The organism is Enterococcus sp. DIV1096b (assembly GCF_050498765.1).
GTDB classification, from domain to species: domain Bacteria; phylum Bacillota; class Bacilli; order Lactobacillales; family Enterococcaceae; genus Enterococcus_D; species Enterococcus_D entomosocium.
This window is the reverse complement of the sequence record NZ_JBMHEK010000001.1, coordinates 1,932,995-1,956,598: the sequence shown is the minus strand read 5'-3', so window position 1 is coordinate 1,956,598 and position 23,604 is coordinate 1,932,995. Positions and strand designations below refer to the sequence as shown.

Genomic DNA, 23,604 nt, shown 5'->3' with positions numbered 1-23,604 from the left:
AATAGTAGGATTTTAGGTGGTGACTTTTTTGAAAATAAAAATTCCAAATCGAGATATACAAAGCATGGCTCAGGATGGAGATGCTATTTTAAGATCGTTACAAAATAACAGTATGCCCATTATTGATTTATTTGTACGTGAGTCAATCCAAAATAGTTTAGATGCTTATTTAAGCCCCGAGTCTCCAGTAGAGGTTCAAATTAAGCATGGAAGTTTCAACGGAATAAGCTTAGGTAATTATTTGGAAAAGTTAGAAGACACGGTCCCAAAAAGTAAATCTGATTTTATCTCTATAACAGATATTAATACGACTGGCCTAGATGGAGCAGTAGTCGGAGATAAGGAAGAACTAGATAAAAGTAATTTTCATAAGTTGATCTTTAACATTGGGAAACAGCAGACTAGTCAGCATGCTGGTGGAAGTTGGGGATTGGGGAAAACAATCTATTTTAAATTAGGAATTGGCATAGTTATTTACTATACCAAAATCCACTCTGGGGAAGAACGGTTACTTGTTTCATTAATTGAGAATCAAAATGATGAATCAACTAGATTATTAAGAGAGAGTGAAAGAGGGATAGCTTGGTGGGGCAGTGACTTAGATAAAGAAGGAAATTTACTTCCAATAAGTGATCCGAGTGAAATTGCTTCTTTTCTTTCAGTATTTGGGTTAACAAGATTTGAAGATGGTCAAACTGGAACATCAATAATTATTCCATATATAAAAAGTGATTGTAGTAAGAAGACGGAAGGCTACTGGGAAAACAGTTATATTGAAAAAATAGAAATGGCGGTTCAACGTTGGTATAATCCTAGAATTAGTAATCGGGATTATCCCCAAATCAATGGATTACCTTACCTTACAATTCAAGTAAATGGACAGCGTATTTCTCCAATTGAGTTCGCACCAACATTTGCTAATTTTCGTTCTCTTTATGAAGCAGCATCTCGAAAAATAGGAGATGACGAACAAGGAATAGTGGTAAAAGAAGTCTCAAATTTCCGATCGATAACACCTAACATGAAAATTCCTGTTGGATATCTTGCATACAAAATAGTAAGCAGTAAACAATTAGAAATGTATGCACCAAACAATTTACCAAGTCCTTTAAAATTTATTGGTAGTGGGAAAACTAGTAAATCAAGAGAATACGGGCACTCTATTATTGCCTACACTAGAAAACCTGGAATGATTCTCAACTACTCTGCAGATATTAATTCTTGGCTAAAGAAAGATCTCGACTTAGGGGAAGATAATTATATGTTCGCACTTTTTGTTCCTAACTCTGATCAAAGAATGCATGATGACTATTTTACTTCTTATGAAAATATTGAATCATATTTAAGAGCAACTGAGTTAAGTGATCATTCAAGTTGGATTGACTTGGATGGATATACTATTGTAAAACGTATCAGAGAGCGAGTCTCAACAATTTTATGTACATCATTTGATAGCCATAAGAAATCTGAGAATAATAGCATTTCTATGTCTTTAGCCAGAAAATATGGAGCTATATTGTTACCTAATACTACTATAAAAAATAAATCAACCAGAAAAAATAATGGAGTACGCAAAAAAAATAACTTTGGGAAATTTTGTATTAAAGAAACTAAATTATTAGTAAAAGGATTAATTCAAGTAAGATTTGAACTTATTCAAAAAGTTGACGAGGAAGGAATATTATCTCTTGAAGTAGTCACTCAATCTGGAAAATTAGATTTTGAAAAATGGACTAATGAGTTTGGTGGAACTATCAAATATCCGTTATGTATTGAAAACGTAATTTATGATGAGAAATCAGAGGATGAAAGCACAATAAAAGATTTTTGTGAAATTAAAGAAAACCAATATTCAATAAGATTTAAAAACCTTTCTGATAAAGAGATACTGTTAAATGGAGATCTGTATATCAAAGCTATGGATGAAAAGTTTACCTTTGACTTATCATTTAGAGCTATTACTAGTTGAACTGGAGAGGAATCAGATGGCTCAAATATATTTATATAATAAAATTATGCAGAGAGATCTTGAAAGTGCTGAATTTGAAATATCTGAACCTAACTTCTATTATTACGATGGACCTCTTTTAAAAGAAATAATAGTTAAAAAAAATGGAGATAGGTTTCATGCCGATGAAAAAAGAAGTGGTTGGAATCCAAAAGACTTTGATCTAATTGTAAGATTTAACTGCAGTATTATGAGAACAGAAGTTTTTTTTGGTGATAGTAAAGTAGCTGGAAAATTAGGGAAAGTTGGAGTGGGGGTACAAATTTTTTCAAGAAGTTCTAAATTTCAAGAGTTTATCTCACTTAAAGAATTTTCTATGGATGATAAAGAGATTCAAATATGTTTTGAAAAAAGATTTAGAAAGAATACATTACGGGGAATAGTAAATTTTCAGCTATTAATGTATATAGATAAGGTTGATAGAGATTCCCCTACTCAGGCTGATAATGAAGGAATGATTATATCAAAAGATGAACTTCCTTCTATAGAGTTTGATGTTGATTCAATTGAATCAATTTTTCCGATATATGAAATTTCAGATAAAAATGGACCTCTTTGGCAATTACAAACATATTTTGTAGACAGCGCTTGGGAACCATTCAATTCTGAAACGGTACAAATTCTATTAAATAAAGAGCATGAACTTTTTGAACAAGTTATTGGTGGAGCAAAAAAAGTTTCAAGAGCATTGATGGGGAATATACTTATTGATTCTATTTCTATAATTATGTATGAAGTTTTGAAAGATAAAGAGATATCTATTGAGGACGAAGCAACTTTTTCAAAGGATAGTATTGTAAGTATGGTGAAGTATTGGGTTGAAACATTTGAAATCGAGGAAGCTTATGCAGAAAATTGTAACTTTTTAGAACTCAGAAATCAACTTCAAAAACAATTAGAGAAGAAGTTGATTGATTAGTCTGGCAAGTGGGAAGGTAATTGGATGGATTTTGAGAATATACACTTAACTAAGGAACAAGGGAAAAACTATTTGAAAAAATATTTTGAAGGTACTTTTTCTGGATATCCTTCAGATTATGGATCATTTGTCAAAAAGATAGAAGGGATTGTTGCTGAAGTAGATTTTATTTTGGAAGAAGAGGGAAAAAGCAAACAATCTTATAATTTTGATTTGAATTTTGGGTTGCTATTTTACGAAGCTTTAATTAACGATTATAATATTTCGATGCGTGCGGCTGCGAATGATGCAATGTGGAGATATATGGGAATAATACTATTTCCAAAAATTATTGAGGAGAGATTTGGGAAAAAAGAAGAAAGGTTTTTAGGAATTCCCAAAGATACCCGCCTATATTTAAAATCTCTTTTTTGGTATGTACATTTATCTTATCAGGGCAATCTTGAGCAAACGTATGAGGCTTTACAAAATAATTCAACTGATACAATCGTTCAACTTATTGAACGAACAAGTCAAGGTTATAATCTTGAGTTTACTAGAGAATTAATGTATCAATTTGGTAAAATTGAAATAAATACTGGCAGATCAGAATTATTTAGAAAAATTATGAAATTGCACACTGCATGGAATGAAACAACAATTCCTAATTTTACAAAAAATGGATCTAAGCAGTATGTACATATGCTACTTAAGGAAGTTGGAGGAGTAACGTAGTGGATGGGCCTTTCTATAAAAATTTATACGAAGATATCATGTTAAAATTTGGTCGTAAGGCTAAAAAGATTCATATATTATCAGGTTATGCATCTCCCTTTTTTCTTGAGATGGTTCTTTCAGATTTAACAAATATTGAAGAAATTATCTTATATTTAGGTATGACACCAAACGGCTTAAATGTAAGATACCATGAAGAATTTAAAAGGTTAGCTAAAAGCTTTGAAGGTATTTTGACAATTTATTATCAGTATACATTTCCTGTCAATCATATGAAATGTTATCAATTTTTTGATGCTGATAATAACGTATCAACTTTTATAGGATCTTCAAATTTTTCTGAAAACGGTTTTCTTTTAAATAAAGAGATATTAACTCAATGTAATCAGATACCTGATTTTATTTTTGAAGAACAATTAGAAAATTCAATTAATTGTTTAGATAGCAATGTGAATTTACTCATATATATGGCTGAAGGAGCGAGCCATGTGTCTGAGATAGTAGATTATTCTCCTAGTGATTCTGTTGCTATGAAAACAAATCGATTAACTAGTAGTTTTGATCCTAGCTTACTTGATGATTTCTGTATAGATATCATGTATTCCTATGATAAGAAAACTCATTTGCGAGGAATAAATGCCAATTTTAGAGGACATGAAAATTGTATAGAGGATAGTCCTGGAAAGAGATTTGATACTTTTTTTCCATTGAATGATGAATTTTACATATTTCTAAATGGAATTCAAATATTGGCAGAAGTTAAATCAGGCGTGCAAAATAGGTTAGTTTGGAAAAATTTTGATATGAGATCATATTTTCTAAGGCTAACTCATTTATCAACTGAAGATATAATTACTTTTGAGCATTTAAAGAAATTCAATCTTGACAAACTTTATTTGAAAAAAATTAATGAAAAAGAATTTTTTGCTAGATTTGGTTCAGCTTTTTTAGACCTAAAGTAAGTGATTACAATTGGAGAAACAACCTATTATATAAAACATACTAAGATTGTTGAGTGCTATATTATTCAATAATTTTAGTATGTTTTTTTATGGTTCTGTGTCCTTTTCAAAGTATCAGCTGTTCTTAATAGTCAGAAACAGTTGTTCTTTGAAAATTGAATACAAGTTATCGGTCACACATTTCTTTTTTGGAGCGATCTTTAAATAAGCGCCATGACGCATTTTGCTGAGCGAATTCTTTATTAAGAGAAGTTAGGTCTAGTCAGCTTAACGCAATGAAGGACGAGAAGGATAATGATACTTCTGTGAAGCTCGCCATAAAAAGGGGAGAGGTGAAAATCCTATGCTGCTTGCGACTCAAGCAACCGATAATCAATGTGATGTTGCTATGAGTGTTCTATAAGAATGGTGGTGGAAGATGAAACGTTGATTCGAGCACCAACAAAGAAAAGGGAGTGAAAAATTTGAAGAATGGAGAGAAGAGATGGATAAGAAAAATAACCAAGCAGTCGCGTTGCTCAGTTTTTTGACAATGTTGGCTGCTTTTTTTGTTGCTCCAATGACAAGTGAAGCTGCTACAGTTAATTATACGAAGGTAGCTGACTATGTTTCTACATGGTATATCAAGGCAGAGAATGGGCTACATTGGACGGACGAAGGAATTTATATGATTAAAGCAGATGAGGAACCCGTTTTTTGTATTGAGCACAGTGTGATAATCAATGGTGGATCAGGATTTACTCCTTCTGAGATGACCTCTGCGGAAAAAGAGCGCTTGTCTCTAATTGCTTATTAGGGGTATCAACTGAATCCAACTGCTGAAAATTATGGAGTTACCCAACACATTATTTGGCAAGAATATGGTGATACGCTGATTTCTACCCAAATTCCTAATTATGAGCATCAGAAAGCGGAGATTTTAAGTAAAGTCGATCGTCATAGCACGAAGCCAAGTTTCCAAGATCAGACAATTGAGTTGGATGTAGGAGAATCTGTCACATTGACCGATTCCGCCAATGTATTGGATAACTATAAACACTTACTAGAAAACTCAGCCAATCTCAAAGTAGAAAAAAGTGGTAATCAATTGAAACTAACCGCTACGGCAGATTCAAAAGAAACAGGAAAACTCAAATATGGAATTGCTTCGGCTGAAAAAATTGGACAGATTTTCGTTTACTATAAACCAGGTGAACAAAAAGTGGTTAAATTTCGTTTGAGCAATGCTGGAGAGATGAATGTAAACGTTAAAGTTAATTTGAATGGAAATGTTCAGATCAAAAAAGTTGCTGAAGATACTGGAGAAGCAGTGCCTAACACTAAAATGAAGGTAGAATATAATGGACAAACGAAAGAACTAACAAAAGATAAGAATGGATTAGCTAATCTAAACGATTTAAAAGCCGGTACGAAAGTAAAAATTTCAGAAGTACAGGCAAGTAATGGCTATGTTAATCGTGGTGAAGTTAAAGAAGTGACAGTAGAACCAAATAAAACGCTTGAAGTAACCATTAAAAACAAAGCCCAACAAGGCTTGTTGAAGCTGAAAAAGACTGGTCAGAAAGCTGTTTCTATTAAGGAACAGGAATCAGAATATGGTCCGTTGTATCAAATGGTTTTCGATTATGGTCCCCTAGCGAATGTGACTTTTGATATTCGTGTAGTAGAAGACATAAAAGTCGGTGACTATGTTCATGTCAAAGCTAGCTCTGTTATCGCAACAGTTAAGACAAATGATAAAGGTGGAGTGATTGATATGCCACGACTGTATCTTGGTGAATATGAAGCAGTGGAAAAGACTGCGCCAAATGGTTTCATTTTGAATAAGACACCCATTCCTATTGCGTTCACGTATGGTGGGCAAGAAGTTGAACTTGTCTCCCAATCAGTTGAAGCAAAAAATGAGTTTCAAAAGGTGAATCTTGAAATCTTTAAAAATGAAGAAATTATTCAGGAATAGGTAGAAAATGAACCAGTGATAGAGGCAACTCCTGCAAATGAAAAAATATTCTGGTTATTTACGAATCAGGAATTTTCATTAGCTAATGGTACAAAATTAGCGAGTGATGCACTTTTAGGTTTTGTTACCATTCAAGAGGGTTCATTCAGCTTTGAACAGCTACAATTGCCAGAAGGTCAGTATTATGTAAAAGAGCTGGATGCAGGAGAAACACATGATTTAGATAAAACCTATTATGAATTTGAATTTAAAGCAAGCGATCATGAACAGGAAAAAACTATTCAAATTTATGGTGAGCCAAATGAAAATGAAGAATCTTCCCCGATTTTAAATAAACTCCATCTAAATCGTTTTGTTCTGAAAAAAGTAAATGAGGAAGCTACTTTGAAAGAGCTGAATGGGTATGAATTTACGTTTACTGGAAATGCTGAAGGGGCTGTCTTTACGTTGGAGGATGAAGAAAAACCAGTTCTTCAGACTGTAACGGTTAGTGAACAGTCTCTAGCCATTTTTGAAAATATTCCCGTAGGAACATTTTTCTTAAAAGAACAAAAAACGTCTTCTGATAAGTATAAGTATGTACTTTCTTCGGATGTGAATACAGTTGCTTCTACAAAAGAAGGTGTTGAGATTTTCTCGATTGAAGATGAGCTATTAGGTTCTACGATTCAAACGCTAGAAGATACTCAGGAAGAGGAGACCATTCTTTTGGAAGTAAAAAATCACTTGGTGAAAGGTGATGCTGAGTTAACTAAAAAAGATGTTTCAACAGGTCAAACGTTGCCAGATACAGGCATCCGTATTTTGGATAAAGATAAAAAAGTAGTGGTAGAAGGGCGCACAGATGGACAAGGGACATTTACATTTGAACAATTACCAACTGGCAAGTATTATTTTCAAGAATTTGATGCACCAGCTGGCTATCAATTAGATGAAAACCCTGTGGCTTTTGAAATAAAAGAGCATGGTGAAATTGTCAAATGTGAAATGACCAATGAGCTGATTCCAAAAGAACCAGTAAAGGAGAAAGAACCAATCAAAACAAAGGAAACATTGCCGCAGACAGGGGAAAGCATGAATACTACAATGACTGTATTAAGATGTATGATCCTACTTGCTGGTGCAGCAGCGTTTATTTACTTGAGAAAAAGCAAGAAAAATAAATAGTAGCTACTACTAAGAAGAAGGAGCCTCCAACATTGGGAGCTCCTTTTATTGAATGAAAGGGGGACAACAAATGAATTCAGTCTTAACCATTGGTATTGGTGTAATCGTGCTTATTGCAGGATCATGTATTTATATGGGTGTGAAGATTTACCAACAACAGAAGTAAGGAGGTCTGTTCATGAAAAAGAGTTCAAAAAAGAACGAGATGCAGCGAAACCAAAAGCCCTTCTCATTATGCGTATTTTAAGCAAAGACTATGAAGAACATCTTTATGAGGTACATAAAACTATCATTTCTGAAAGTGAAGAAATGATGAACCATGTATTGGAAAAAGAGGCTAATCGAGTGGAAGGAAACCCAACTAAATTTTCTGGAGGTAATGCATAAAATGAAAAAAAATTAAAGAGAAGCTAACAGATATGACAATGTAAATCTGCCTTTATTACCAACCAATCAAAAATAAACAATCATTTCGTTTTTTGAGTGTCATCGCTTGTATCGGGCTTGTCTTACTTGCTTCTTTTTCAGGCGGTATTGAAGCTTTTGCGGATATCCAATCTTCCGCAAAACTTGCTGAAACAGGGACGGAACAGTTAGTAAAAATCATTGGAAATTCTGCTTTGTTCATCTGTATTTGTCTATTTGGGATTACTCAATTTTTTGGCGTTGAGTTAGGTCGTTGGGGAAAGAAATTGATTTTTAGTGCTATTTTAGGCTCAGCGGTGATCCTAAATGCAAGTTTTTTATGAGACTTGATTTGGGGAAATGTAGGGACCAATTAACAGTAAGGGAGGCAAAGCGAATGATAAAAGTGGAAATAATTGAATCAAAACTTGCCTTCTTTGATGCTTACGAATTATCCGATCAACTTTCTTATTCAGAGTTTCATGAAATCAGTCAAAACATGGAGGATGGGGAATATGTAAAATTTGAGTTGTATGAAGAGGGTACGTCATTTTATCGAGGGAACTTCAAAAAAAACTGAAAATGATCAGACGATTTCAGACGATATTTTTTCAGAGTTGAAAAGCTATCAAAAACAGAAAAAACTAAAACGAAAACAACCCAAGCAAATTGAAACTAAAATCAAACAAGCGCTACAGGTTGAAAAGAAATCGTGAAGCCAACGTCAAAGAGTGAAGGGAATTTTAGAAGTCAGAAATATCGAAAGTCCACTAACACTGATTTTCAATCGAAGCTAATGTTTTGTTTTGTCACTGTGATGATTGTTATTGGTGTTGGCTTTAGTGGCTATTCGCTGTTAGAAAAAGAAGGTGGCATTCCTTTTAACCAAACTGCTTATTTACAATTTCTTGAACAAAAGCAATATCTTTCAGCGGTTGAATCTTTTCCGGAAAAAAGAGAACAAATTGAAATGATGATTTTGGAAGAAATCATTCGATCGAAAGGAGAAACAGAACAGCTTGAACAATATTTGACTATTGTGAGGGAACAAAATAAAGGAGCTGAGTAAGGGATGTCAAAACTTGCTTTGTATTTTGTGATCAAAAAATTATCTCAGAAACAACCTGCATGGTACACGGTATTTAGTTTCCGCCCTGTACCGGTAATTCTGAAAAAACTCAAGAAAGTGTACAGCGATCCAAATGCTACAGTTAGTGAGATTACTTTGGCTACAAAGCAGGGAGAATTGGTGCTTGAGCAATTGATTCGAATAGACAAAGGGGAATCTTCATAATGGCTTTTCAAAAAAGGAATGCCGACCCGAAAAAGAGAAAGAACTACCAACAGGCATATCAGTCACCCTTTCGGCTATTAGTGAATCCAAAATTATTGATCCTTCTTCACTCATGTTGCTTTCTTTTGTTCTTTTGTATGTGTAATTACTTTGTATCGCTGTTTTCTTTTTTAAAAGAGTATGGACTACTATTAAATGCTGAAAAGATAACTGTCGGGATTCATTCACTTTTCAATTTTTGACTTCTTATAAAAGTACTAGGAACGTATCTGATACTTTTTTCTGTCTATGGGGTATTTGCTTTGTATATGACCTATAAAGTACGAGCTAGTTTTACGCCATTAGAAGATCATTTGGTCCAAGGAACATTAGAGTGGGAATCAGTCACAAATTTACTAGCGCAATATTATGCGGTGCCTGTAAATCCCTTCTGTGATGGACAAGATTATTATTCAGGAAAGCCGGGATTTCCAATTAGTCGGGTTCCTTATGGCGTAGAAGCAATAAGAGAACAAGAAACAATAGAATCGTATCAACATAAGGAACAGGCTATTTTTGAAGAGGAGCAATTCCAAAACGAAAAAATAAAACTTTCTACAAAAGAGCTAACAACTGGTTCATTGGAAGAATTAATGAACCAAGCACGAAAGCGAAAGCAGCGGTTCACCTTTCAGGGGAAACCAGTGATTTCCTTGTATGAAGAGCTTCATATACCAGAGGCTAAGACAAAAAATTCTTCTATTTAGTGGGCCAAGAGCCATCCAATTCCATTGTTTTAGACTTAACTCGTGGTGGGAAAGATGTCTATTTTATCAATCCATTTATTGATATTCTTTCTCGTGCAGAACGGATAGAGGACCGCCCTTCTTTTGTGATGACGGCAACCAAGGGTGATGAGCCTCAAATGTGGTATGACACATTAAGAAAACGTGGCTATCTCATTCGTATCTGTAATACTGTTCGCCAATACTACTCTGATCCGTATAATCCTTTGGCTGTTGTGTTTAACTATTACATGAAATATGTGTCATTGAAGGTTGAGAACAAGCCTGAGAGTACCCGATTTCTCACGGAAGCAGAAAATGAGCTCAAACGAAGCGCTTATACTTTTTTTCAAGGAACAGAAGGGCAAGGTGGCAGTAATGGAGAATTTTGGGTAAAAGATTGCCGGAATTTGTTTATGTCTACAGGATTGGCAATTGCCAATCAATATGTTCGGAACAATGAGCCTATTAAGTTCAATCCCTATGTTATTTACAATATTGTCAATGAAATGCAGAGTATTCGAATTAATGAAAATAATCCTGAGTACATTCATTCGCTTACAGAGAATCCATTAGAACGAGCCAAATTACTTAAGAAGTATGACGGTAAATCGACTTTGGATGTGTTCTTTTGGAATTACCACGAAATCATCCAGCGAAAAAATATTATTATGCGATTCTGGCAAGTGCTCCAGCAGAGTTAATAATGGGAAATGTGATTACTCATTTTGATGGAGATATGGAAATGTTTCTTAATGAAGCCATTGCTAAAATGTCTGCTACAGATGATGGCTTTGACTTTGAAGAATTGGGTTTTGGTGAACGTCCTGTCGCTTGTTTTATTGTGATGAGTCAGACGGAAAAGAGTAACAATGCTTTAGGAATGCTTTATTTAGAACAAGCTTATCAGGTGAATGAAAAACGCTGTACCTTAGAAACACCTTCCAGAACGTATCGTGACGTTCATTTCATTATTCAAGAAGCTGGAAACCTAGGGGTAGCCATTCAAAATTTAACGAATAAATGGACTTCTGGATTGGGACAAGGGTTCTTCTTTCATCTCGTTTTACAAGATTTAGAACAATTGACATCCCTTTATTCAGAATCCATCAAGATAACGATTGTTGGAAATACTGGGAATTTAGTCTATATTCGTTCGGGCTCTTTGGATACGAATAAATATGTTTCAGAGCGATTGGGTAAGCGAACCAATTATTCTAAAGACCGAAGTCGTCAGGACCCATTCAGTTTAAAAGTATCTGAGCGAGAAACGTCAGAACGTATCGATTTACTTAGTCCTTCAGAGTTAGAGAGATTACGAAAATCTGAAACGATTGTCTTGCGGTTGTCTCATGTAGATGACTTAGATGGAGAACTGATCTATCAATACCCGATTTATAACAGTATTGAAACAGATAAGAATATGGTGCCGTTTTATGAGTACCGGAATAATCATGTGCTTTCTTGGGACGATATTCTTGTCTGTTTTCTTATGCGTGTTGATCTCAAAAATATTCCTGCATAAATAAATGTAATTTGTAGGTTTGAGATTTTTAACTAATAATACTTAAATAAAAAAATTTGTGTCATTTATCAATCATATTTTGTTTCTACCTTATGAAGGGAGAAGCACAATGGGTATATTTTATGAGAAAGAAGCTATTTATGAACAAATGAAGATACTAATTGAGGAAAGGAGAGAGAGTACCAATAAGTATTATGATTTAAAACAAAAATTAGAAGCATTTAAAGACAAACCATCTAGTAGTCATTTTAAAAATAACTGTCGGAAAAAGAATGATTGGTCAATGGATATAGAGCATCAAAAGTACGTATTATCTAAAAAAGAAAAAAATTTAAGCACTGTGAGTTATCAAGATATAGCTCTGAAAATAGCATCTTTTTTGAAAGAAGCTGGACAACCTGTTCAAACAAGACAAATATTTCAGTTTATATTAGAGCGATATAACTATAACTTGACATATAGTAATTTTGTAAGCAATATCTTGCCTAGAGTCCATCGTGATTCCAATATAAATGTAGAAAAAGCTTGCAGAGGGTATTGGCAATATCGATTGAAGTAGTCATCAAATAATCGATTGTAAGTTTCTCCTTTTGAATGATTTCATTAGGAGGAAGCATACAATGAATTTTGAACATGAAAAGATTGAAGCTCAATTTGCGAAGTATATAAAAAAAGTTATTCATGATACTGCAACCAATTATTATAAGAAGAAGTATCATCATCGAGAATATGAACTTCTTCTTGATAATTTTCAAGAATATTCATTAGGTATAGAGTCAAAGGAAGTAATTTTTTCAACTGCCCTAATCTTTGGACATCCGATTGTTTTAGATGATGAAAAGTTCATTATTGCCATTACCAAGTTAAAAGAAAGAGAGCAAGTTTTTCTTTTGGAAAAATTTTTAATGGGTAAAACAGATAAAGAGATAAGGAAACCCTGGGGTATTACTCGACAAGGTGTGACTAATTTGAAGCATCGAGCTTATAAAAAAATTAGATGTGAGTACGATCGAAAGAAGTGATAGATATTTAAAAATCATAATGAAAGGAGACTTTATGGTATCTCTCAAAAAGTTACTACTGTCAGCTAAAGCTGGTGATGACAAAGCTTTTGAAGAAATCGTAAAAAAGTTTCAGCCATTACTAATTAATGCATCATTTAGATCAGGTTCTTTCGATGAAGATTGCTATCAAGAATGTCTGATTTCTTTGTATAAGGCAATTATTAGATTTGAAATAAGGTAAAACCAAAAAAGAGAAATTAATTCAACCGAATAATTTCTCTTTTTTGTGTCTTTTAATGAACTGTTCTTGTTATTAACAATGATTAAATATAGAAAGAAGGTGAGCGATATAGGAAGTCAAAGTTTAACGTTTTTAGATTTATTTTCTGGAATTGGTGGCTTTCGCTTTGGAATGGAGATGGCAGGTCATCCCTGTGCTGGTTTTTGTGAGCTAGATAAATTTGCCAGAGCGAGCTATAAAGCGATTTATCAGACGAATGGGGAGATAGAATATCATGATGTTACAAAAGTCTCAAATGAAGAAATTCAAAAAATCGGAGAAGTCGATGTTATTACTGGAGGTTTTCCATGCCAAGCTTTCTCTGTTGCTGGAAAACGAAGGGGGTTTGAAGATACAAGAGGTATACTCTTTTTTGAAATCATACGATGTGCAACCATTCTCCGACTTAAATATCTTTTTCTTGAAAACGTCAGAGGATTGCTTAGTCATGATGAAGGGAACACCTTTGAAATCATGCTACAAACAATGGATGACTTGGGGGATGATGTGGAATGGCAGTTGCATAACAGCAAAGATTATATTGCCCAAGACAGAGAGCGGATTTACATTGTGCGGCATCTTAGAGGAGCAAGTACCAAGTCAATTTTTCATTTCAGACGAGAAGATGAACAATTTGGTTATAAGCAAAAAGAAAATAAAACAGGGATGATTTTTGTAGAGGATGAAGTTCAATATGTTAATGAGTTCCATATGAGATCAGGGAAAAATAGATATGGAATTTTAGTGGCTGGACATTTTCCTAGTAAACACCAACAATCTGGTAGAATATATAATCCAGACGGAATCTCACCTACTTTACTAACAAAACAAGGTGGTGGACAAGGACCTAAAATCTTACTTAAGAAAGATCCAAAAATCTTATTAAATAATAGTTTACAGTCAAATTCAAATATTAGAAATTTGACTCCACTCGAATGTTGGCGATTACAGACTTTTCCAGACTGGGCATTTTTAGCAGCTAAATATCTTAGCTTAGATATAGCAAAAGAGATTATTTCCGAAGGTTTAAGTCATTATGATTGCAAATTTAAGCAAAAGACATCCAATTACAACTCTATAAGCAAGTTGGAAATAGTTTGATAATTCAAGTGATTTATGAAATTGCTAAAAGATTTTGAGAATAGATAGGATAGTGAAGAATCTGACGTAATTAGTCAGATTCTTCATCTACTGTTAGTAGACGGAGGCGTTCAGTGTTGGTTAATAAAAAGTCAGATTGGGAGATATATAAATGGAAGAAAAACTACCTAAAATAAAAGGGTCTTATTTGGATGACGAAGTAATATGGGTAAATAAAGATGGGTTGATGAAAAGGTTTGAGGGTTTTAAATCGCAATACGTTAAATAAATGGTTAGTTGAAATGAGAAAACATTCTGATTTTCAACAGTATGTGACCAATACTACTCACAAATTGGTTTGGGTTAATATAGAAGGTTTTTTACTATTTTTGAAGTGGAAAGCGCATGAAAAAGGTTATTAATGTGGTACAATCGAATGTGAATAAAGTTAGAGATAAATGTAGCTCTTTCATTTATTTTCAATACTATCTATGAAATGTTGTCCACGGTTTCCTTAACTATTTGCCCGATTGTTCTATGTACTTTAGAATAAGGGAGATGAAACAAGTTGATGGAAAAGCAAAAAGAGTATCTTAAGGGTTATTTCACAACAGTTGATAGTGATGGGTACAAACGGACGTGTCAACGCTATAAGGATCCTGTAACAGAGAAATTTAAACGGAAAACGGTTGGATGGAAAAAGAAAGGACTTAAAAGCGAACGTCAAGCCTTACGTTATCTGAGAGATGAAATTGAGAAAGAATTGTTTGAAAAACCATTAGTAATTATGAAGGTGGTTGAAACCTTTAAAGATTTAGTGGATGTCTGGATAAAAATTTGGGCACCTACAGTAAGAGAAACAACGGTCAATAGTCAAAGTAATTTGCTGGAAAAATATATTTATCCTTTTTTTCCTAGAGATTTGTCATTGAAAGTACTAAAGCCAATGTTGGTTGAAGAGATTTAGGCAGATATTCTAAGTTATAAGGGGAAACGAAGTAAACGTTACTTAGAAAAAGCGACACTGGAAAAAGTTCGTTCTCTTTTTAAACAAATTACTTACTATGGTTATCGGAATGATCTTCTTAATTTTGATCCACAAAAAGCTGAAATGAAAATTCTGGGTTGAGAATTAGTGAAGTCAGTGCTTTAACAATCAAAAAGGTGAATCTTTCAAAGAAAAAATTAGCGATTACAGAAGGGCTAATAACTGGTGGCTATTCGGTTGAGAACTATAAACTGAATGGTACCAAGACCGCTGCTTCAACGAGAAAAATTGATTTAGATGAACGTTCAATTGAAATTATCCAAAACCGAGTGAGAATGAATCAAAGACGGAAAGAAGAAATGGCGAATCGAAAAGAAGGAGAAGCTGTTCGGAACTATATTAGAAGTGATAATGGCAAACCTTATAAACAAAAGATTCCTATATCTAAGAAATTTCAAGAAACGGATTATCTCTTTCAAACACAAAATGGCACACCTGTTGTGTACCATTCATTCAATGAGTTTATGAATGGTCATGGCAACAATTCAAAACCAATTACTTCCGTTCGGGACATTTTAGAGCAGAGATATCCAGATTTTGACAAGCACGTGACGACCCATACCTATCGTTATGCGCATATTTCTCTTTTAGCAGAATCAGGATTACCGATTAAAGCGGTCATGGAACGAGTCGGTCATTCAGAAGCGAAAACAACTTTGCAAATTTATAATCAAGTCACAAAAGCAGCACAAGAGAAAGTATTAAACACAATTACATCATGGGACTTTTCGGGTAAGACAGAAAAATAATTGTCTAAACTAATCCATGGTTATCTGAAAAAGTGGCACGGATTTGGCACGGATTCTATGATTTGAAAGGATAATGAAATGTGAGAGAAATAGATAAACTCAGTAATAGCAAGGTCTCAGCTTACATTCACATTCCTTTCTGTGAACATATCTGCTATTACTGTGACTTCAACAAAGTGTTTTTAGAAGGGCAGCCAGTGGATGAGTACATCGAAGCGTTACTAAAAGAAATTGAGCTGACCCTCTTGCGTCAGCCTATCAATGAGGCGGAAACGATTTATATCGGCGGCGGGACGCCAACGTCGCTTTCGGCGAACCAGCTGGATCGATTGCTTTCAGGTGTGCATGAATTGCTGCCGACCCACACAACCAAAGAGTTTACCGTGGAAGCAAATCCTGGTGATTTGAGTGAAGAAAAAATGCTGGTTTTGAAAAATCATCAAGTCAATCGCCTGTCGATGGGGGTCCAAACCTTTGATAATCGCTTGCTTAAAAAAATTGGCCGCAAGCATACCGCTGAAGATGTTTATTCAACCATTCAGCTGCTGGACAAACATGATTTTCAGAATGTGACGATCGATTTGATTTATGCACTTCCGGGACAAAGCATAGAAAGCTTTCGTGATACACTGACGCGAGCGATTGATCTCGGGTTGCCTCACTATGCGATGTATTCTTTGATTTTAGAAAACAAAACCATGTTTATGAACTGGGTTCGCCAAGGAAGAATGGCGCTGCCTTCTCAAGAAGCTGAAACGCAGATGTTTGATGAGGCGATCGCCGCGATGACAAAAGCTGGATTGAACCAATATGAAATCAGTAATTTTGCACGACCAGGGTATGAGTCCTTGCATAATCTAGTGTATTGGAACAATGAACATTATTTTGGCTTTGGGGCAGGCGCCAGCGGGTATCTTGGACAGACTCGCTACAAGAACAAAGGTCCAATCCAGCATTATTTGAAACCATTACAGGAAAATCAGTTGCCAATCCACGAAATCGAAGAATTGACAACCAGCAATCAAATGGAAGAGGAACTGTTTTTAGGCCTTCGTAAAAAGGTCGGCATTTCAAAAATACAGTTTGCAGAAAAATTCGGGAAGTCTTTTCAGGAAATCTATGGTTCAACGAGCGAACAGTTGATTCAAAAAGGCTGGTTGGCTAGTCAAGGTGACCGTGTCTTTTTAACGAAAGCTGGGATGTTTATTGGCAACGAAGTGTTTGAAGCATTTCTCTTGGATGGAGAAAAATAAGAAAGAACGAGTAAGAGAAGTAGCCATTTCGTGCTGCTTCTTTTTTTGATTTCTTTTTTAGCACTCTCTTAGAAAGAGTGCTAAAAAAGTGATGCAAATACTTGACATTCCTAGCAAATATGGTATATTTATAATCGTGTTAGCACTTAATAGGAATGAGTGCTAACGGAGGAGTGGATAAAATGTTGACACCTAGACAACAAATGATTTTACACCTCATCATCCAAAATTATACGAATACTGGTCAGCCCACGGGCTCGAAGCGATTGATGGAAGATGGGGTTGAAGCTAGCTCTGCCACCATTCGTAATGAGATGAAGGCGCTGGAAGAAGCTGGACTTCTGTTAAAGACACATTCATCTTCAGGGCGTGTGCCGTCAATAAAAGGGTATCGCTATTACGTTGATCACTTATTGAAGCCATCGGAAGTTGACCAAAACGAAATTCAAACCATTCGTCATTCTTTTGGAAAAGATTTTCATGAAATCAATGAAATCATCCAGCAGTCTGCCACGATCTTGTCCAACTTGACTAGCTATACAGCGTTGTCTCTCGGGCCAGATATGAAGGAAAGGAAATTGACCGGTTTTCGAATCGTCCCATTGAATGCACGACAGATCATCGCGATCATCGTGACGGATAAAGGGAATGTCGAAAATCAAGTCTTTACTCTTCCTGAATCGATGAGCAGCGAAGATTTGGAAAAAATGGTAAGGATCATCAACGACAAATTGATCGGTGAGCCTCTAATGACGGTCTACCATCGTTTAAGAACAGAGATTCCTATGATTCTGCATAAGTATTTTCAAACGACTGACGGAATCGTTGATCTCTTTGATACAATGCTGAGCCACATTTTTGAAGAAAAAATCTTCGTCGGCGGGCGAATGAATCTTCTGGATTTTGAACCGACGCAAGATGTTAGTCAGTTCAAATCGATGTATTCATTTATGAAAAATGCAGATCAGCTGACACAGCTGCTGGCGCCAAGAGATTCTGCGATTCAAATCAGAATCGGCTCTGAGCTTGGCAATGACTTGTTACAAAATATGAGTCTGATCCAAGCTAGCTATGAAATCGAAGGTCATGGACAAGGAACGATCGCTTTATTAGGTCCATCAAGTATGCCGTATTCACGGATGTTTGGTTTGATGGAAGTTTTTCGAGGCGAGTTAGCAAAAAAATTGGCCGATTATTATCGCGCATTAGACGCTGCCAATGAATAAGCGGCAATGAAACAAATCGTAGAAGGGATGGTTGAAACGTGACGGAAAAAGAAGAGCGTTTAGATGAAGAATTAGATAAAACTGCTGAAGAAACCGCAGAAACAACTGAATCTTCAAATGAATCAACTGAAACTGAAGCACAGACTCCTCAACCAGAGGAAGAAACAGTGGAAAAAAGCGAATTGGAACTTTTGCAAGAAAAGAATAATGAATTGGAAGATCAATTCCTGCGTGCTCGTGCAGAGATCGCAAATATCACTTCACGTAACCGCAACGAGCGGGAACTTTTACAAAAATACCGCTCGCAAGATCTTGGCAAAAAACTGTTGCCAGCAATCGACAATTTGGAACGAGCGATGGCAGCAGATGTCGATCAAGACCAAGCGGCGAATTTGAAAAAAGGCGTTGAAATGGTTCTTGAAAGTCTGCGTCAAGCCTTAAAAGAAGAGGGAATCGAAGAGATTCCTGCTGAAGGTGCAATGTTCGATCCGAACTTGCATCAAGCGGTGCAGACTGTATCTGCCTCTGATGAAACACCGGCAGACACAATCGTTACTGTCCTGCAAAAAGGGTATAAATTGCATGATCGTGTCTTGCGTGCAAGCATGGTCATCGTTGCACAATAGTTCTTTCTATCTATAAGTAGATGTTTAAATTAAAAAAGGGAGTGTATTACTTATGAGTAAAATTATCGGTATCGACTTAGGAACAACAAACTCAGCTGTTGCTGTCCTTGAAGGCGGCGAAGCAAAAATCATTACGAATCCAGAAGGAAACCGTACCACACCTTCTGTTGTCTCATTCAAAAATGGTGAGATCCAAGTAGGGGAAGTTGCAAAACGCCAAGCAGTGACAAATCCTAATACGATTTCTTCTATTAAACGCCATATGGGTGAAGCTGGATACAAAGTAGAAGTTGAAGGCAAATCGTATACACCACAAGAAGTTTCCGCAATGGTTCTTCAATACATCAAAGGATTTGCTGAAGACTATTTAGGGGAAAAAGTTGAAAAAGCAGTCATCACTGTTCCTGCATACTTCAACGATGCACAACGTCAAGCAACCAAAGATGCTGGTAAAATTGCCGGTCTTGAAGTAGAACGGATCGTCAATGAACCAACTGCCGCAGCTTTAGCTTATGGGTTAGATAAAACAGATAAAGATGAAAAAATCTTGGTCTTTGACTTAGGTGGCGGTACTTTCGACGTATCGATCCTTGAATTAGGTGATGGCGTCTTTGACGTATTATCAACTGCTGGGGACAACAACCTAGGTGGGGATGACTTTGATAACAAAATCATCGATCACATGGTAGCAGAATTCAAAAAAGAAAACGGCATTGATCTTGGAAAAGACAAAATGGCTTTGCAACGTTTGAAAGATGCTGCTGAAAAAGCGAAAAAAGACTTGTCAGGTGTAACAAGTACACAAATCAGCTTACCGTTTATCACAGCTGGCGATGCTGGTCCATTGCACTTGGAAATGACCTTGACTCGTGCGAAATTTGATGAATTAACAGCAGACTTAGTAGAACGTACAAAAATTCCAGTACGTCAAGCTTTGAAAGATGCTGGTCTATCACAATCAGAAATCGACGAAGTGATCTTAGTTGGTGGTTCAACTCGTATTCCGGCAGTAGTTGATGCTGTACGTAAAGAAACCAATAAAGAACCAAACAAATCAGTAAACCCAGATGAAGTGGTAGCGATGGGGGCTGCGATCCAAGGTGGCGTGATCACTGGGGATGTGAAAGATGTTGTCTTACTAGATGTTACACCATTATCATTAGGTATCGAAACGATGGGTGCTGTCTTCACAAAACTGATCGATCGTAACACAACTATCCCTACAAGTAAATCACAAGTCTTCTCAACTGCAGCAGACAATCAACCAGCCGTTGATATCCATGTCTTGCAAGGGGAACGTCCAATGGCTGCTGATAACAAAACATTAGGAAGATTCCAATTGACGGATATTCCACCAGCACCTCGTGGCATCCCTCAAATCGAAGTAACATTTGATATCGATAAAAATGGGATCGTTAATGTTTCTGCAAAAGATTTAGGTACACAAAAAGAACAAAAAATCACGATCAAATCATCTTCAGGTTTATCAGATGAAGAAATCGAACGCATGGTAAAAGATGCTGAAGCAAACGCTGAAGCTGACAAACAACGTAAAGAAGAAGTTGATCTACGCAATGACGTCGATGCATTGTTGTTCACTGTTGATAAAACATTGAAAGAGCTTGAAGGCAAAGTGGATGCAGACGAAGTCAAAAAAGCGGAAGAAGCTCGTGATGAGTTGAAAGCTGCGGTTGAAGCAAACAACTTAGAAGAAATGAAAACGAAACGTGATGCTTTGAATGAAATCGTACAAAACTTAACCGTTAAATTATACGAACAAGCAGCACAACAACAAGCACAAGAAAATCCAGAAGCTGCACAAGGCGGCGCAGACGATGTGGTTGACGCCGACTTTGAAGAAGTAGACGGTGACGATAAATAATCGCTGTTTGTGAAAAAGCCAAAGTCACCGCTTTGGCTTTTTCTTATGAATTTGCGAAACGTATTTTTCTAGAGCGAATTATATGCTAAAATACGAGAGACGCAAGAATAGAGTGGAGGGAAGCCAATGGCAGACAAAAGAGATTATTATGAGGTCTTAGGTCTACAAAAAGGGGCTTCGGATGACGAAATCAAAAAAGCTTATCGTAAGCTTTCAAAACAATATCATCCAGACATCAATAAAGAACCTGATGCAGAAGCAAAGTTTAAAGAGATTTCTGAGGCCTATGAAATATTAAGTGATTCCCAAAAAAGAGCTGCTTATGACCAGTATGGTCATGCTGGTACCGATCCGAACTACGGAGGCGGTTATGGCGGCGGATTCGGCGGCTTTAACAGTGGCGGATTCTCCGGTGGCGGTTTTGGTGGATTTGAAGACATTTTCGAATCGTTTTTTGGTGGCGGAGGCGGCAGAGCAGCCAATCCTAATGCACCTCGACAAGGAGCAGACTTGCAATATGCGGTTGATCTTTCCTTTGAAGAAGCGATTTTCGGAGTGGAAAAAACTGTTCAATACAATCGTGAAGAAACCTGTCATACCTGCGGCGGGAACGGGGCAAAACCAGGTACTTCACCAGAAACCTGTCATAAATGTCATGGTGCAGGTACTATCAATGTTGAACGTCAAACACCGCTTGGTCGTGTAATGAGCCGTCAAACCTGTGATGTTTGTCATGGAACTGGGAAAGAAATCAAAGAACCATGTACAACCTGTCATGGTACTGGCCATGAAAAGAAAAAACATAATGTAAAAGTCAACGTGCCTGCAGGTGTCGAAGATGGACAACAAATGCGTTTATCTGGCCAAGGGGAAGCTGGAACCAATGGTGGTCCTTATGGGGACCTATACGTTGTTTTCCGTGTGGAAGAAAGTGATATTTTTGATCGTGACGGTTCAGAGATTTATTACGAGTTGCCGTTGAATTTTGTCCAAGCAGCTTTAGGAGATGAGGTCAATGTGCCAACCGTTCACGGGAATGTGAAGTTAAAAATCCCAGCTGGGACCCAAACAGGTACGAACTTCCGCTTACGCGGTAAAGGAGCACCTCGCTTACGGGGAGGCGGCAATGGCGATCAACAAGTCAAAGTGAAGCTGATCACACCTAAGAACTTAAATGAGGAACAAAAAGAAGCATTGCGGGCTTATGCAAAAGCTAGTGGTCATGAAACCACCGAACAACAACCAGAAGGGTTTTTTGATAAAATGAAAGATGCTTTTGGTGGGAAAAAGAAATAACAAGTAAATAATCCAATTCATGCCCTTATAAAACCATCAGTTTTATAAGGGCATGAGTGTTTGTATGGCTATAAATGTGCAGTATGTGCGAGAATCGAATCTTCTTGGCCATCTTTTTTTCTTTTCCTTTGAAATCGCTTGCTTAGTGTGTCACAATAAAAGTAGACCAATTGAAGGAGGAGATACAATGGAAAGAATATTTGCGAGTCCGTCACGATACGTTCAAGGAAAAGGAGTATTGAAGGATGGTTTATCTCACATTAAAGATCTAGGAAAGAAAGTGCTACTTTTGACCGATGAAACAGTTTGGAAAATTGCCGGGGAAGATTTATTTGAAAATCTCAAAGCGGCTGATTTAGGTCCGGTAAAAGAAATTTTTGGTGGAGAAGCTTCTGCAAATGAAATCGATCGTATCGTCTCTAAAGCCAAAAGCGAATCCATTGAAGTAATTGCTGCATTAGGTGGCGGGAAAGCCATCGATACTGGGAAAGCTGTTGCGGATGAATTAAACATACCGATTGCTGTTTTGCCAACGATCGCTTCTACTGATGCACCAACTTCGGCACTTTCTGTTATTTATACAGATGAAGGTCGCTTTGAAAAATATCGTTTTTACAACAAAAACCCTGAACTTGTCTTAGTGGATACAGCCGTTATTGCGAAAGCGCCTGCCAAATTACTTGCAGCGGGTATTGCGGATGCACTAGCAACCTATGTCGAAGCACGCGCCGTTGCCCGAAGCCATAGTAAGAATATGGTGGGTGGTATTCAACCAATTGCCGGCATGGCAATCGCTGAAAAATGCGAAGAGATTCTTTTTGAGAATGCACTGAAAGCCTATCAAGCAAATAAAAAACAAGTCGTTACCGAAGCTTTTGAACAAATCGTGGAAGCCAACACTCTGTTAAGTGGTTTAGGCTTTGAAAGTGCTGGTTTGGCAGCAGCTCATGCGATCCATAATGGCTTGACAGCCCTTGAAGGAGACGTCCATGATTTGACTCATGGGGAGAAAGTTGCTTACGGGACACTTACACAATTGATGCTGGAAAACGCGGATCCTGATGAAATTGACCAATATATTGAGTTGTATCAGGCGTTGGAATTACCAACGACATTAGCTGAAATGCATCTTTCTGATGTTAGCGATGCAGAGCTTATGAAAGTCGGTAAACAAGCAACCATCGAAGGGGAGACGATTCACAATATGCCGTTCACGGTATCCGCAGAAGATGTTGTAGCCGCGATCAAAGCCGTGGATGCCTATGTGACTGCTTATTATCCTCTTTAATGTTATTTTATAATCGTTCATTGATCGATACTTGTTGATTAAAAAAAATATTTGACAAAAAAAAAGAGTCGTGCTATTTTGATAACAAGCAAATTAAAGGAGGGAACAAGACATGACGAACTTCAACACACAAACTACCTGTTGTTGTTGTATG

The 23,604-nt window shown here is 36.4% G+C and carries 27 protein-coding genes; all 27 read left to right on the top strand.

Features of this window, described 5'->3' with window-relative positions; genetic code table 11:
- Positions 1 to 28: 28 nt before the first annotated feature.
- The 27 genes from IGJ17_RS09320 (at position 29) to IGJ17_RS09190 (ending at position 23,450) form a co-directional block, all read left to right on the top strand.
- On the top strand, positions 29 to 1,969 hold the full coding sequence (locus IGJ17_RS09320; protein WP_429961288.1) for a hypothetical protein: 1,941 nt from the start codon (positions 29 to 31) through the stop codon (positions 1,967 to 1,969).
- A 16-nt stretch (positions 1,970 to 1,985) separates the two neighbouring features.
- Positions 1,986 to 2,927: a hypothetical protein gene (locus tag IGJ17_RS09315; RefSeq protein WP_086373018.1), complete on the top strand. Its 942-nt coding sequence runs from the start codon at positions 1,986 to 1,988 to the stop codon at positions 2,925 to 2,927.
- A gap of 24 nt (positions 2,928 to 2,951) precedes the next feature.
- A complete protein-coding gene (locus IGJ17_RS09310; protein WP_086373017.1) occupies positions 2,952 to 3,641 on the top strand; it encodes a hypothetical protein in 690 nt (229 codons plus the stop codon).
- Positions 3,641 to 4,603 carry a restriction endonuclease PLD domain-containing protein gene (locus tag IGJ17_RS09305; RefSeq protein ID WP_086373016.1) on the top strand — a complete coding sequence of 321 codons (963 nt, stop codon included), beginning with the start codon at positions 3,641 to 3,643 and terminating at the stop codon, positions 4,601 to 4,603. Before IGJ17_RS09310 ends, IGJ17_RS09305 begins: the two co-directional genes overlap by 1 nt.
- Positions 4,604 to 5,087: 484 nt before the next feature.
- Positions 5,088 to 5,399, top strand: coding sequence for a hypothetical protein (locus tag IGJ17_RS09300; protein WP_429961287.1), 312 nt, complete (start codon positions 5,088 to 5,090; stop codon positions 5,397 to 5,399).
- 204 nt (positions 5,400 to 5,603) lie between these two features.
- Positions 5,604 to 6,563: an MSCRAMM family protein gene (locus IGJ17_RS09295; RefSeq protein ID WP_429961286.1), complete on the top strand. Its 960-nt coding sequence runs from the start codon at positions 5,604 to 5,606 to the stop codon at positions 6,561 to 6,563.
- Between the two features lie 15 nt (positions 6,564 to 6,578).
- The gene (locus IGJ17_RS09290) at positions 6,579 to 7,730 is read left to right on the top strand and encodes a SpaA isopeptide-forming pilin-related protein (protein WP_429961285.1); all 1,152 of its coding nucleotides are present in this window, start codon (positions 6,579 to 6,581) and stop codon (positions 7,728 to 7,730) included.
- A 48-nt stretch (positions 7,731 to 7,778) separates the two neighbouring features.
- The gene (locus IGJ17_RS09285; protein WP_086373015.1) at positions 7,779 to 8,117 is read left to right on the top strand and encodes a hypothetical protein; all 339 of its coding nucleotides are present in this window, start codon (positions 7,779 to 7,781) and stop codon (positions 8,115 to 8,117) included.
- Between the two features lie 92 nt (positions 8,118 to 8,209).
- The gene (locus IGJ17_RS09280; RefSeq protein ID WP_429961284.1) at positions 8,210 to 8,479 is read left to right on the top strand and encodes a hypothetical protein; all 270 of its coding nucleotides are present in this window, start codon (positions 8,210 to 8,212) and stop codon (positions 8,477 to 8,479) included.
- Positions 8,480 to 8,532: 53 nt separating this feature from the next.
- Positions 8,533 to 8,715 (top strand): hypothetical protein, encoded by a 183-nt coding sequence (locus tag IGJ17_RS09275; RefSeq protein WP_254908516.1) that lies wholly within the window; start codon positions 8,533 to 8,535, stop codon positions 8,713 to 8,715.
- Positions 8,716 to 8,847: 132 nt separating this feature from the next.
- A complete protein-coding gene (locus tag IGJ17_RS09270; RefSeq protein WP_254908515.1) occupies positions 8,848 to 9,204 on the top strand; it encodes a hypothetical protein in 357 nt (118 codons plus the stop codon).
- Positions 9,205 to 9,207: 3 nt separating this feature from the next.
- Complete coding sequence (locus IGJ17_RS09265; protein WP_086373014.1) at positions 9,208 to 9,429, top strand: hypothetical protein; 222 nt, start codon at positions 9,208 to 9,210, stop codon at positions 9,427 to 9,429.
- 308 nt (positions 9,430 to 9,737) lie between these two features.
- Positions 9,738 to 10,175 carry a hypothetical protein gene (locus tag IGJ17_RS09260; RefSeq protein WP_254908514.1) on the top strand — a complete coding sequence of 146 codons (438 nt, stop codon included), beginning with the start codon at positions 9,738 to 9,740 and terminating at the stop codon, positions 10,173 to 10,175.
- A complete protein-coding gene (locus tag IGJ17_RS09255) occupies positions 10,175 to 10,897 on the top strand; it encodes a hypothetical protein (RefSeq protein WP_254908513.1) in 723 nt (240 codons plus the stop codon). Before IGJ17_RS09260 ends, IGJ17_RS09255 begins: the two co-directional genes overlap by 1 nt.
- Positions 10,825 to 11,718: a type IV secretory system conjugative DNA transfer family protein gene (locus IGJ17_RS09250; RefSeq protein WP_254908512.1), complete on the top strand. Its 894-nt coding sequence runs from the start codon at positions 10,825 to 10,827 to the stop codon at positions 11,716 to 11,718. Before IGJ17_RS09255 ends, IGJ17_RS09250 begins: the two co-directional genes overlap by 73 nt.
- Positions 11,719 to 11,827: 109 nt before the next feature.
- Entirely contained in the window at positions 11,828 to 12,277 is a 450-nt protein-coding gene (locus tag IGJ17_RS09245; RefSeq protein WP_086373013.1) for a hypothetical protein, read from the top strand.
- Positions 12,278 to 12,338: 61 nt separating this feature from the next.
- Positions 12,339 to 12,740, top strand: a complete 402-nt coding sequence (locus tag IGJ17_RS09240) for a sigma-70 family RNA polymerase sigma factor (RefSeq protein WP_086373012.1) — start codon at positions 12,339 to 12,341, stop codon at positions 12,738 to 12,740.
- 19 nt (positions 12,741 to 12,759) lie between these two features.
- Positions 12,760 to 12,963: a helix-turn-helix domain-containing protein gene (locus IGJ17_RS09235; protein ID WP_086373011.1), complete on the top strand. Its 204-nt coding sequence runs from the start codon at positions 12,760 to 12,762 to the stop codon at positions 12,961 to 12,963.
- A gap of 66 nt (positions 12,964 to 13,029) precedes the next feature.
- Positions 13,030 to 14,103 carry a DNA cytosine methyltransferase gene (locus IGJ17_RS09230; RefSeq protein ID WP_369596972.1) on the top strand — a complete coding sequence of 358 codons (1,074 nt, stop codon included), beginning with the start codon at positions 13,030 to 13,032 and terminating at the stop codon, positions 14,101 to 14,103.
- Positions 14,104 to 14,653: 550 nt separating this feature from the next.
- The gene (locus IGJ17_RS09225) at positions 14,654 to 15,049 is read left to right on the top strand and encodes a hypothetical protein (RefSeq protein ID WP_254908511.1); all 396 of its coding nucleotides are present in this window, start codon (positions 14,654 to 14,656) and stop codon (positions 15,047 to 15,049) included.
- 158 nt (positions 15,050 to 15,207) lie between these two features.
- Positions 15,208 to 15,879 carry a tyrosine-type recombinase/integrase gene (locus tag IGJ17_RS09220; protein ID WP_429961283.1) on the top strand — a complete coding sequence of 224 codons (672 nt, stop codon included), beginning with the start codon at positions 15,208 to 15,210 and terminating at the stop codon, positions 15,877 to 15,879.
- Positions 15,880 to 15,959: 80 nt separating this feature from the next.
- Complete coding sequence (gene hemW / locus IGJ17_RS09215) at positions 15,960 to 17,132, top strand: radical SAM family heme chaperone HemW (RefSeq protein ID WP_086373010.1); 1,173 nt, start codon at positions 15,960 to 15,962, stop codon at positions 17,130 to 17,132.
- Positions 17,133 to 17,314: 182 nt separating this feature from the next.
- Positions 17,315 to 18,358, top strand: a complete 1,044-nt coding sequence (gene hrcA / locus IGJ17_RS09210) for a heat-inducible transcriptional repressor HrcA (protein WP_005225934.1) — start codon at positions 17,315 to 17,317, stop codon at positions 18,356 to 18,358.
- 38 nt (positions 18,359 to 18,396) lie between these two features.
- Entirely contained in the window at positions 18,397 to 18,984 is a 588-nt protein-coding gene (gene grpE, locus IGJ17_RS09205; RefSeq protein WP_429961282.1) for a nucleotide exchange factor GrpE, read from the top strand.
- Between the two features lie 52 nt (positions 18,985 to 19,036).
- Positions 19,037 to 20,866 carry a molecular chaperone DnaK gene (dnaK, locus tag IGJ17_RS09200; RefSeq protein WP_005235649.1) on the top strand — a complete coding sequence of 610 codons (1,830 nt, stop codon included), beginning with the start codon at positions 19,037 to 19,039 and terminating at the stop codon, positions 20,864 to 20,866.
- 126 nt (positions 20,867 to 20,992) lie between these two features.
- Positions 20,993 to 22,162, top strand: coding sequence for a molecular chaperone DnaJ (gene dnaJ, locus IGJ17_RS09195; RefSeq protein ID WP_005235650.1), 1,170 nt, complete (start codon positions 20,993 to 20,995; stop codon positions 22,160 to 22,162).
- A 187-nt stretch (positions 22,163 to 22,349) separates the two neighbouring features.
- Positions 22,350 to 23,450 (top strand): glycerol dehydrogenase, encoded by a 1,101-nt coding sequence (locus IGJ17_RS09190; RefSeq protein WP_008382170.1) that lies wholly within the window; start codon positions 22,350 to 22,352, stop codon positions 23,448 to 23,450.
- The last annotated feature ends 154 nt before the right edge of the window (positions 23,451 to 23,604 follow it).